Below are 10,451 nucleotides of genomic sequence, written 5' to 3'. Positions count from 1 at the left end.
ACCGAACTGCGCCACCCAGCGGATCCTTCTTAAACCCGTGCGAAGCCGTAAAAAGCTCCTAAAACCCACCAACAAACCGCACCCACCACACCCCAACCACCCACACCCACACATCAAGCAAGGGCGCCTCCTTTGACCCGATCGGTCACAACCAACGGTCCTGAAGCCGTGCTTCCACCTCGCGTGCCAACTCTGCGGCCATGTAATGCAGTAGATCGACCATCACCCGCACGTGGGGCAGTTCGCGCGCCCCTGTGCGCATGGCCGTGACGACGTCGCGGGTCACCGGCACCCGGTCGGGCGTGCGGATCGCGATCAGCGCCACGTCGTCTCGGATCCAGGGTGCTGCCAGACCTGGGACGAGCGCGACGCCGAGGCCTGATGCGACCAGGGCGAGTTTCGCCGTCCAGTCCTTCACCACGAACCGGGTCCGCGGCTGCCACGCGACTCGGCGCCACAGCTCCAGCTGTGGGTCGCCGGCCTCGTCCTTGCCGATGATCCACTGGTGCGTCGCGAGGTCGTCCACGTCGACTTCGCGGGCCGCGGCAAGCGGATGCTCGCGGCTGACCGCGAGCAGCAGGGGGTCCCGCAGCAGCGGATCGAGGACCAGACGGGGGTCTTCGGGCTCGTCCGCAGAAGGGGCGACGACGGCCAGATCCGTTGTCCCGGCTCGCAGCATCCGCAGCTGAGCCGGTGTGGTCCCCTCCCGCAGCGCGATCGCGACGCCGGGGTGCCGATCCCCGAAGGCTGCCAGGGCGCGCGGCAACAGCGCGGCCAGCGCGGTCGGGAAACCGCCGACCGTGAGGGTGCCCGTGGAAAGCTCACGCAGCGCCGTCAGCTCGTGATCCGCCGCCTCGACCTGCTCCAGGACCTTCGCGCCGTGGCGCAGCAGGACGCGCCCGGCCTCGGTGAGGCGTACGCCCCGGGTCTCACGCTCGAAAAGCCGCCCGCCGGCCGCCGCCTCCAAAGCCGCGATCTGCCGGGAGATCGACGACTGGGTGTAGCCCATCGCCTCGGCAGCGGCGGTGAACGATCCTCGTGCGGCCACTTCGCGCAGGACGCGCAGCCCCGACAGTGTCAGCTCCACCATGTCAGCTCCACCAACTCGGCTCCACTAACTCGGCTCCACCATGCAGATTATGCATGCCGGCACTGCAGGATCGTCGCTGGTCGCATGTCCGGCCCCGACCTAGCCTTGCCGACATGCCCTCCTTCACTTCTCACGACGGCACCGAGCTGCACTACGACCTGCTCGGCGCCGACCTCGACGGACCCCCGATCGCGGTCCACGCCGGCGGCGCGGCGCGGCATCCGGAGTATCTCGGCGACCTCGCCGGACTGGATTCCGTGCGCCCGCTGGCCCTGCTGCACCAGCGCGGCGTGGGACGATCGCAGAACCCTGCGGATCCAGCCACCGCCGCGTGGCACCGGCTCGGCGAGGACCTGGAAGCGCTGCGCGTCCATCTGGGCCTGGAACGGCTCGACGTGCTCGGCCACTCGGCCGGCACCCGCGTCGCGCTGGCGTTCGCCGCGCTCCACCCGGCCCGGGCGGGCCGGCTGTGCCTGGTCACCCCGCCACCGGGCTGGCTGGTCGACACGCCTTCCGACAGCGCTGAGCTCATCGCCGCCCGCCGGGGCGAACCGTGGTTCGCCGAGTTCGAGGCCGCCCTGGCCGAGGAGGCGAACGCCACCACGATGGCGCAGCGTCGTGCGCTCCATCCTGGACTCGCTCCCATGACCTGGGCCCGCTGGGACGCGCGCGCCCAGGCGCACGAACAGCTCGGCACGTGGAATCTGGAGGCGCTGGAAGCCTTCTTCGCCGTGCCGCTGGAAGCCGATCTGCTGCCCGTGTTGCGTGCCCTGACGAGCCCGGTGCTCGTGGTGGCAGGCGGTTCGGACGCGCTGTTGGGCCTCAAGCCGGTCCTGGCCGTGGCCGACCTCTTCCCCCACGGCCGGGCCGTCGTCCTGGACTCAGGGCACTACCCCTGGATCGAGCAGCCCGAGGCCTTCCTCGACGAAGTCGGCGCCTTCTTCACCCCGGACCCGATCACGCCAACAGATCGGCCACGGCGGCGATCCCACTCTCGATCGCCCGCTCACTGACGTTGCCGAATCCCAGCACCAGTCGGGGCGGCGCGGGCTCGGCGGCAGCGCGGTAATCCCCCAGCGGATACAAGCCGACCCGCCGCTCGCGGGCGGCCGCGGCCACGGCCCGCTCGTCCGCGTGCTCCGGAAGGTGGGCGACGGCGTGGAAGCCCGCGGCCAGACCGGTCAGCTTGACGTGCGGCGCGTGCCGCTCCAGCGCCGCGATCAGCGCCGTGCGGCGGCCGGCGTAGATCGTACGCATCCGACGGAGGTGGCGGTCGTAGCGGCCGGATTCCAGCAAAGCCGCCAGCGCCAACTGGTTCAAGGTGGACGAGCCCCGGTCGCTGATGTGCTTCTGCTCGGCGACCGCCTCGGTCTGCGAGGCCGGCGTCAGCACCCAGCCGAGCCGAACCGCCGGCGCCAGCGCCTTGCTCACCGTGCCGAGCGTGAAGACGCGGTCGGGTGCCAGGCCTTGCAGGACACCGATGGGCTCGCGGTCGTAGCGGAACTCCGAGTCGTAGTCGTCCTCGACGATGAAGGCGTCGTTGCGGACCGCCCAGTCGACCAGAGCCTGACGCCGCCGGGGCGCGAGCACGACGCCCGTCGGCGACTGGTGCGCCGGCGTGACGAGCACGGCTTGCGCGTCGGTGGCCGCCAGCGCCGCCACATCGATGCCCAGGTCGTCGACGGGCACGTGGACGATCCGCAAGCCCGACTCGGCAGCGGCCCGCACGGTTTCGCTGTTCTCGACATTTCCGTAGCCGGGGTCTTCGAAGGCGACACAGCGAACGCCGGCCTGAACCAATGCCCGCGCCACGAGATTGACGCCCTGCGCGAATCCGGTGGTGACGATCAGCTGCTCGGGGGCAGCCGCCGCCGCGCGCACTCTACCGGAATAGCCGGCGAGCACTTGGCGGAGTTTGATATGCCCGCGCGGGTCTCCGTAATTCAGATCGGCATTCGCCATACTGCCGCACACTTCACGGACGGCCCAGACCCAATCGCCGCGCGGAAAACTCGCCAAATCGGGTACTCCGGCCCGCAGATCTGCGAGGAGCCGTGAGGTCACCGGAGGCGGCACTGGCTCCGGCGGCGCCGTCGGAAACGCGCGTTCCGCGACTCTGGTGGCTGAACCCGTCCGGCTGGTCAGATACCCCTCCGAGAGGAGCTGGTTGTAGCAGTTCTGCACGAGCCCGCGGGAGACCCCCAGCTCGCGGGCCAGTTCCCGCGACGACGGCAGGCGTTCGCCGGCGGGCAGCCGGTTGCTCCGGATCGCCTCGCGCAAGGCCGTCTCCAGTTGCGACCGCAGCGGCTGTCCGCTGCCCCGATCCAACCGGACCAAGATTTCTGGGCTCAAACCGGACCACTGGATTGCCACAAGATTGGACCTTACCACCGCGGTAACTCGCGATCTACCGTGAACAATATGAGCACGCAGATGCGCACAGCACCCGAACGGAATGCAGAACTCACTGCTCTCCAGACTCGGATCATAAGCCGACCTCTGGTTCTTGTTTTCCTTTCCCAGTTCTGCACATTGTCGAGCTTCTATCTGCTGCTCTCGGTGACACCGCTGCTTGCCGCGGCCGCCGGCGCCGGGAGCGCCGGGGCCGGACTCGTCAACGGCTCGCTGCTGGCGGGTACCGTGGCGGCGGAACTCGTCTCATCCGCGGTGATGAGGCATTTCGCGAACCGGACTGTGCTTGCCGTCGGAGCCGTGCTCATGGGACTCCCGACGCTCGCTCTCCACTCCGGCAGCACTCTGGGAATCATCATCGCTGTCAGCTCTGTTCGTGGATTCGGGTTCGGGCTCAGCACGGTCGTCGCGGGCGCGATGGCCGCGGAGCTGGTGCCGCCGGAGCGGCGGGGAGAGGGATTCGGGCTCTTCGGAATGATGGCCACCGTGCCGGCTGTCGTGGCGCTGCCGATGGGGCTCTGGTTCGCCGGACACTTCGGCAGTTCGGTCGTGATCGTCGCCACGGCTGTCACCGGGCTGGTTCCGCTGGTGGTGTTTCCGTGGTTGTCCGACGCGACCGAGCAGCGTTGGAAGTCGTCAGCGTCGCGGCGACACACCGCCTCCGGGCAGCAGACCCTGTCGGACATCCTTCGGCAGAGGGCACAGCTGCGCCTGGGGCTCATCTTCGCCGCCAGCACCGTGGGCGCCGGTGTCGTCGTCTCCTTCCTTCCGCTCGCAGGCGGGATATCCAAGAACCTGGCCGCCGCGGGCCTGCTCGCGCAGGCTGTGACCGCTGCCCTCGGCCGCTGGTGGGCCGGACGTTCCGGTGACCGGAACGGACATGCACGCCTGCTGGCGCCGGCGCTCGCGATCACCTCGTTGGCGATGGCCGCACTGCTCTGGCCCACCTCTCCGATCGCTGTGATCGCCGGCATGAGCGTGTTCGGCGCCGGCTTCGGGATCGTCCAGAACGCGACCTTCGCCCTCCTGATCGAGGGCGCGTCGACATCCGGCGTCGGTGCCGCCAGCGCCCTGTGGAATCTGGCCTATGACGTCGGATACGGAGCCGGGCCGGCCGCGTTCGGACTCGTCGTCAGCCACACCGGATACCCCGCCGCGTTCGTCATGACCGGCGCGCTGATGCTCGCGGTTGTTCCTGCGGCCGGGACCCGCTTGCGTCACCTCCGCTGAAACGGATACAAGCTGTGGATGCGACGGAAAACCGAAAGCCGCCTCGACAAGCGCATCGCTGCGGCGAAGGCGGATTCGAAGGCCACAGAGGCGACTTCGAAGGCGGCTTCGAAGGCGGTGAAGCCTGCGGAGGCGGCGACGCCTGCCAAGTCGACGAAGCCTGCCAAGGCTCCTAAAGCGGCCATTGCCGCGAAGTCCGTCGAGCTGGGCTCCGACCAGCCCGCGTCGAGGTCCGTACGGCATTGGTTGGAAGTGGCCAAGCGCACCGCGCTGGAGTGCCGCGACGACGAGCTCCTGGACCGGGCCGCCGCGCTGACGTACTACGGCTTCCTCGCGGTGTTCCCGACTCTGCTGCTGGCCATCTCCATCCTCGGCCTCCTCGGCACCTCGGAGGTCAACACGGTCCTGGAGAACGTCCAGAAGCTCGCCCCGGGCTCGGTGCGCAACGTCCTGCGCACCGCCATCCAGCAGGTACGGTCCACCAGTGGCACGGGCGGGACCCTGGCCCTGGCCGGTATCGCCGGCGCGATGTGGTCGGCGTCGGGCTACGTGGGGGCCTTCATTCGCGCATCAACCGTGATCTACGGCGGCGTCCGCGAGAAGCGGCCGATCTGGAAGGTCCTGCCGCTGCGAATAGGTCTCACGATGCTGATGATGCTCGCCTCCATGATCAGCGTGATCATCGTGGTGTTCACCGGCCCGCTGGCCGGGAAGACCGCCAACCTCTTCGGCCTGAGCCACACGGCCGTGACGGTCTGGTCGATCCTGAAGTGGCCGGTCCTGGTACTGCTGGTGGCCGGCATGATCGTGCTGCTGTTCTGGGCCGCCCCCGACGCGCACAGCGGCGGCTTCCGCTGGATCTCGCCGGGCAGCACACTGGCGGTGGTGCTGTGGCTGATCCTGTCCAGCGGCTTCGCCACCTACATCGCGAACTTCGCCTCCTACAACAAGACCTACGGCGCCGTCGCCGGCGTGATCGTGTTCCTGCTGTGGCTGTGGCTGTCGAACCTGGCCATCCTGCTCGGGTTGGAGTTCAACGCCGAGTTGGCACGGGGGCAGAGCCGCGAGCCGGCCGTCAGGAGCGACGAGTCCTGACGCACTCAGCGGTGCTCACCCTGACCCCGGCCACACCGCGCCCAACACCCGCTCCGGCCAGTCGTCCGGAATCCCGTCGACCGTGACGTACCGCGCGTAGAACGCGCCGATCAGCATGCTGGTAAGCGCATCAAGATCGGCCGACTCTCCGAGCTCCCCCTCCCCCGCTGCCAGCGCCGCGCGCAGCAGCTCGCGTCGGGGCTCGACGATGCGCGTCTTGAACAGCTCCAGCAGCTCCGGGTGGCGTGCCTCCTCCGCCAGCAGCGAGCCGAGGATGGCCATCGCCGGCATGGCGCGCAGGTTGCCGTGGAAGTTCTCCAGGATCGCGAGGGCGTGGGCGCGGGGGGTTGGTGCCTCGGTCGGTGGGTCCTCGACGCGGAGGGCGCCGATCACTACTGCGACCAGGTCTGCTTTGTTGCGGAAGCGGCGGCGGAGGCTGGGGACGGTGGTGCCGGCGGCGGCTGCCACCGCTTCCAGGGACATGCGGGCGTAGCCGAGTTCGCCGAGCTGGTCGGCCGCGGCCTTCAGGATCGCCTGGTCCAGGGCCGGGTTGCGGGGGCGGCCGGCCTTCGTTTGCGGGGAGCTCATTATATTCCGATATGCTACCGCAACGTTATACGTGGCGAGCCTGTCGGCTCGCATCCGGGGCGGGTGACGCCACGAACGGCGCAGGCCCGATGGCGGATCGCGCCGCCGCGACCGACCGTGGTCGGGACCGCGACGAAGCACGGCAGAGAGGACCCGCGACATGCCCGGGAAGTTCGAGATCTACAAGGACAAGGCCGGGAAGTTCCGCTTCCGCCTCAAGGCGGGCAACGGCGAGATCATCGCCGTCGGCGAGGCCTACGAGTCGAAGACCAGCGCGCTGCACGGCATCGAGTCGATCCGCTCCAACGCCGAGGCCGCCGCGCTGGTCGACCTGACGGACAGCACGCCGAAGCCCGGCATGGAGGCTGGGAAGCCCAGCATGAGCGCAGGTCAGGGCAGCATGAGTCCGAAGCCGTAAGCAGCGGCGGGCTGAAGCCCTCGCTGTGCTCGCATGTTCGAGTGAAGCCCGCCCGGAGCCGATCACCAAGCTCCAGGCGGGCTTCAGCGCGTGTGTCTACCTCAGTCGTGAATGAGGTCGAACGACTCCCACCCTCCGATGGCCGTCCGATTGGCGATCAGCGGCGCCGCACCGGCGTTGTCGGCCGTCACGATGTCGTTGTTGGCGTGTGCCCGGAAGCTGACGCTGCCGTCGGAGTTGTTGATCAGATCGAACTCCTCCCACGGCCCGATCGCCGTCCGGTTCGCAATCAGCGGCGACGCCCCCGCGTTGTCCGCCGTCACAATGTCCCCGTTGGCATGAGCACGCAGACTGACACTCCCATCGGCATTGTTGATGAGATCGAACGTCTCCCACGGCCCCACAGCCGTCCGATTCGCGATCAGCGGCGACGCCCCGGCGTTGTCCGCCGTCACGATGTCCCCGTTCGCATGCGCCCGAAGGCTGATCGCCGACCCGCCGCTCCCAGCCCCCGACGCGGCCAGCGCGAACACGTGGATCGCCGGAGTCCCCGCGCTCAGTCCCCCGCCGCCGGGCAACGTCACCGAAGCCACCGACTTCCCAGCGGTCAGCGTCACCGGCACGGAGAAGATGTTCCCGGACCCGCTGTACGTCGTGTTCCCCTGCCGGTTCTGGTACGCCGAACTCACCGCCAGCGCACCACCGCTCGGCGGCGTCGTGGAGAACCAGTCCGGCACCGTCAGGCTGTAACTCTGGGTACTGCCATCCGTGTACGTGATCGTCCCGGACCCGGTGGCCGGCCCGTAGTCGGCGGACACCAGGAACCCCAGCGCGCCCGACCCCGACAACGAAATGGTCTGCCCTTCAGCGACCGTGTTGTCGTTGACCCCCGCCGCCACGTTCGGGAACGTGAACGTCACCCCCGACGACGTCACCGAACCCCCCGGCCCCGCACCGGCATTGGTCAGCGCGGTCTCGGAGAAGCTGGCCCCGTTGCCGTCGAAGTTCCCCGCTGCCGTGTTGTTGTCCGCCGTGATCCCGACGTTGTTGAACGACGCGGCCAGATTCGGGAACGACACGGCCGGGTCCAGCCCGATCTGAACCTTGCCCAGATGCCGCGCCGCGGTCGCCTTCGTCCCGGTCACCTGAGCGAACGGCAGCGACGTCGTCAACGCCGAGGGCCGCTCGACCAGGTACGTCGAACCGGCCGTCACCGGCACGCTCAGCGTCCCGTTCGTCGTCGCCGCCACCACGACGGCCCCGCTCGAACCGTTCACCACCTCGGCCTGCTGGCCCGGCCACGGATTGCGCACGGTCATCGTCTGCGTGCTGCCGGCCTGGATCGCGGCCGTGGCCAGCGTCCCGCCCTCGACCTGCACGTCGACCCGCGTCCCGCCCTGCACCGCCACCGTGCCGGACGCGTCCCAGCCCGAAGGCCACGCCGGAGCGAACCGCAGCGTCCCGTCGTAGTCCTGCACCAGCGCCTCGTCGACGGCCGTGGCCACGGTCGAGGACTGCTCGATGTACGGCTCGTCGCCGGTGTTGCCGTTGAACAGGTTCGCCAGGCCGCTGATATAGGCCTGATACCCCTGCGTCACCGCGTTCAGATCCGAGGCGACCTCGCCGCCCAGCCCGAGCCGAGCCGCCTGGACCGCGTCGAAGTTCCAGTCCGGATTCGTCTTGTTGACCCGGTCGGTATACGTACGCTGCGCCAGGGCGGTCAGGTTGTCACCGTTGACGACCGTGTTGTCGCCGATCAGGCCGTAGGGCCAGACCGGCTCCAGGCCGATGTTCTCGCCGTTCTGCGGCTTGGCCGACGGCTGGTAGGAGTCGGCGATGATGTCAGTGCCCTGCGCGTCGACGTTCGCCGCGGCCGACGCCGAGGTCGGCTGCGGGTTCAGCAGCTGGGTCTTGCCCGAGTCCGTCCGGGCGTACGGCTCGATCTGCCCGAGCGCGGTGTTCAGCTGCGAGACCAGCGTCGGGTCGGAGTTCAGCTGAGTGGCGGCCTTCACCGTCGCGGAGAACAACGCCTGGCTGGCGGCTATGTCCGTCGTCGGGTCTGTGACAGCCCACTGAGTCTCGTGCGCGTTCGCGGTGGCGTGCAGGAAGTTGTCCGAGCCGACGCTCTGGTAGTTCAGCAGGAACGTCGCGGTCTGCTTCAGGATCGGGTAGTACTTCTGCAGGAAGGCCGCGTTCCCAGTGTCCTGATACTGCTGCCAGACCCACAGCGCGATCTCCGCGCCGCTGGTCAGCGTCAGCGCGTTGTAGCTCGGGCTGGATGCCTGCGCGCAGGAGGCGTTCTGCGTGTTGTTGCCGCCGTTGTAGAAGCCGTTGCCGTTGAACCGCATGGTTTCCGGCACACAGGCTCCGGGCTTGCCTCCCATCTGAGCGCTCGTCCAGGACTCGATGTTCGGCAGATCATTGAGATACATGTCGAAGATCGGCGTGTTGAGGGCGAAGTTGCCGGAGCTGAGGTTCGCCGCGATCTGCCCGCGCAGGTTCCACAGCCAGTACCCGGCCGGGTACCAGTCCTGTTTGTCCTGCGAGAAGTTGAACAGGTCCGCGACGCCGGCCTGGCTGCCGGGATAGGTGCCGGCGTGCATCGTCGCGGCCTCGAAGTAGAGGTACAGCGTGCGCAGGTTCTCCATGTACTGCGCCGTGCCGTCCGAGGAGTTCATCTCGATCAGACCGCTGTTGGCCCAGTAGTTGTTCCACCACGACGACTGCGTGGCGAGCAACGAGGAAGTACTGGCCGTGGTGTCGCCGCCGATGACGTTGTTCGCGGCACTCGTCGGATCACCGCCGGTCCACTGCGGTGAGGCGACGACGATCCGGTACGACCCGTCGGAGTTGGGATTGAAGCTCACCTGCACCTGCGTGGAGTTCACCACGGACGCGGACACGTTCTGCCCGCCGGCGGTGACCGCGGCCATCGCCCCGAAGGTCTGCCCGGAACTCCCGGTCTGCGAGTTGTCGACCCACGTCTGCGCCAGGCTGCCGACCGCGCCGGAGGCGGCCGTGGACGGCGTCCGTCCGCTCCACAGGCTCAGCGTGGCGGTCTGCCGCGCGCCTGGATTGGCGCCGGTCACGTTGACGACCAGTTCGTCCTTGCCCGCCGGCACCCACGCCTGGAGCGTCATCCCGCCCCCGGACTCGTTCAGCACCCCGTTGTAGAGGTCGAGCGATCCGGTGAAGTTCGAAGCGGAGGTCATCGCGGTGAGCCCGGGGATGTTCACCTGCCCCGGCGACAGCCGGTTCGGCATGGTGTCGCTGCGGTTGAGCTGTGCGGTGAACCCGTTCGCGGCCCACTCGGCGACCCCGAGCGAGCCGTTGCCCAACGGCAGCGACTGCGTGGCCGCGTTGTTGGGCTGCCCGAGCACGACGTCGGACCGCGACACGACCCCGCCGGTGTTCAGCTGGAACGCGCCGTTCTGCCACGCGGTGGTGGTCGTGGCCGCGAGGGCCGGTGGGGCGAGGCCGCCCGCGATGACGGACGGCACGGCGATCATCACGGCCGCGGCGACGATGGAGAGGCGAGTATGGGGATTTCGACTGGACACGAGCGCTCCCTGGATGCGACAGACATCGGAGGTGTTGTAGCGCACGATCCGGACGGCG

At 68.8% G+C, this 10,451-nt stretch carries 7 protein-coding genes and 1 pseudogene; 4 read left to right on the top strand and 4 right to left on the bottom strand.

The window, feature by feature from the left end:
- Nucleotides 1–145 precede the first annotated feature (145 nt).
- The gene (locus tag ABH935_RS42000) at nt 146–1,090 is read right to left on the bottom strand and encodes a LysR family transcriptional regulator (RefSeq protein ID WP_370383574.1); all 945 of its coding nucleotides are present in this window, start codon (nt 1,088–1,090) and stop codon (nt 146–148) included.
- Nucleotides 1,091–1,203: 113 nt separating this feature from the next.
- Here ABH935_RS42000 and ABH935_RS41995 point away from each other — a divergent pair, with 113 nt between their 5' ends.
- Nucleotides 1,204–2,103: an alpha/beta fold hydrolase gene (locus tag ABH935_RS41995; protein WP_370383573.1), complete on the top strand. Its 900-nt coding sequence runs from the start codon at nt 1,204–1,206 to the stop codon at nt 2,101–2,103.
- Here the strand turns inward: ABH935_RS41995 and ABH935_RS41990 are convergent.
- Nucleotides 2,048–3,370, bottom strand: a complete 1,323-nt coding sequence (locus ABH935_RS41990; RefSeq protein ID WP_370383572.1) for a PLP-dependent aminotransferase family protein — start codon at nt 3,368–3,370, stop codon at nt 2,048–2,050. The genes ABH935_RS41995 and ABH935_RS41990 overlap by 56 nt on opposite strands.
- Before the next feature lie 12 nt (nt 3,371–3,382).
- Here ABH935_RS41990 and ABH935_RS41985 point away from each other — a divergent pair, with 12 nt between their 5' ends.
- Nucleotides 3,383–4,732: an MFS transporter gene (locus ABH935_RS41985; RefSeq protein WP_370383571.1), complete on the top strand. Its 1,350-nt coding sequence runs from the start codon at nt 3,383–3,385 to the stop codon at nt 4,730–4,732.
- 18 nt (nt 4,733–4,750) lie between these two features.
- Nucleotides 4,751–5,827, top strand: coding sequence for a YihY/virulence factor BrkB family protein (locus ABH935_RS41980; protein WP_370383570.1), 1,077 nt, complete (start codon nt 4,751–4,753; stop codon nt 5,825–5,827).
- A 15-nt stretch (nt 5,828–5,842) separates the two neighbouring features.
- Here the strand turns inward: ABH935_RS41980 and ABH935_RS41975 are convergent, their stop codons facing one another.
- Nucleotides 5,843–6,415 (bottom strand): TetR/AcrR family transcriptional regulator C-terminal ligand-binding domain-containing protein, encoded by a 573-nt coding sequence (locus ABH935_RS41975; RefSeq protein ID WP_370383569.1) that lies wholly within the window; start codon nt 6,413–6,415, stop codon nt 5,843–5,845.
- Between the two features lie 160 nt (nt 6,416–6,575).
- On the opposite strand from ABH935_RS41975, the pseudogene ABH935_RS41970 reads away from it, so the two are divergent.
- Nucleotides 6,576–6,749, top strand: a pseudogene (locus tag ABH935_RS41970) (YegP family protein); the annotation flags it as partial.
- A gap of 185 nt (nt 6,750–6,934) precedes the next feature.
- Here the strand turns inward: ABH935_RS41970 and ABH935_RS41965 are convergent.
- Nucleotides 6,935–10,393, bottom strand: a complete 3,459-nt coding sequence (locus ABH935_RS41965; protein WP_370383568.1) for a hypothetical protein — start codon at nt 10,391–10,393, stop codon at nt 6,935–6,937.
- Between the last annotated feature and the right edge of the window lie 58 nt (nt 10,394–10,451).

Origin of the sequence: Catenulispora sp. GAS73, from assembly GCF_041262085.1 — a bacterium.
In the GTDB taxonomy this organism is placed as follows: Bacteria; Actinomycetota; Actinomycetes; order Streptomycetales; family Catenulisporaceae; genus Catenulispora.
Note: the sequence above shows the minus strand (reverse complement) of the source record. Positions and strands in the feature narration are given on the sequence as shown.

Coding starts and splice junctions, on each gene's coding strand:
- ABH935_RS42000 (WP_370383574.1), bottom strand. CDS start 1,090: ATGGTGGAGCTGACACTGTCGGGGCTGCGCGTCCTGCGCGAAGTGGCC.
- ABH935_RS41995 (WP_370383573.1), top strand. CDS start 1,204: ATGCCCTCCTTCACTTCTCACGACGGCACCGAGCTGCACTACGACCTG.
- ABH935_RS41980 (WP_370383570.1), top strand. CDS start 4,751: ATGCGACGGAAAACCGAAAGCCGCCTCGACAAGCGCATCGCTGCGGCG.
- ABH935_RS41975 (WP_370383569.1), bottom strand. CDS start 6,415: ATGAGCTCCCCGCAAACGAAGGCCGGCCGCCCCCGCAACCCGGCCCTG.